This is a genomic window from Xanthomonas codiaei (assembly GCF_002939785.1).
GTDB lineage: Bacteria > Pseudomonadota > Gammaproteobacteria > Xanthomonadales > Xanthomonadaceae > Xanthomonas > Xanthomonas codiaei.
In genome coordinates, this window is record NZ_MDEC01000109.1 from 1 (window position 1) to 253 (window position 253).

General features: G+C 61.3%; 1 pseudogene. It reads left to right on the forward strand.

From position 1 onward, the window contains the following. Positions 1-253, forward strand: a pseudogene (locus XcodCFBP4690_RS22255) (IS3 family transposase); the annotation flags it as partial.

Sequence of the window (253 nt, forward strand, 5' to 3'; positions counted from 1 at the left end):
CGCGTCACCGAGGAGCGCGACATCCTAAAAAAGGCCGCCGCGTACTTTGCCAAGGGGTAAAGGCAAAGTACGCCTTCATGCAAGCCCACTGCGGGGAATTCAGGGTGTGTGCGATGTGCCGGGTATTGCGGGTCAACCGGTCGGGCTATTACGCCTGGTTGTGCTCGCCCGACAGTGAGCGCGCCAAGGAAGACGAACGCCTGCTGGGGCTGATCAAGCACCACTGGCTGGCTAGCGGCAGTGTGTATGGGCA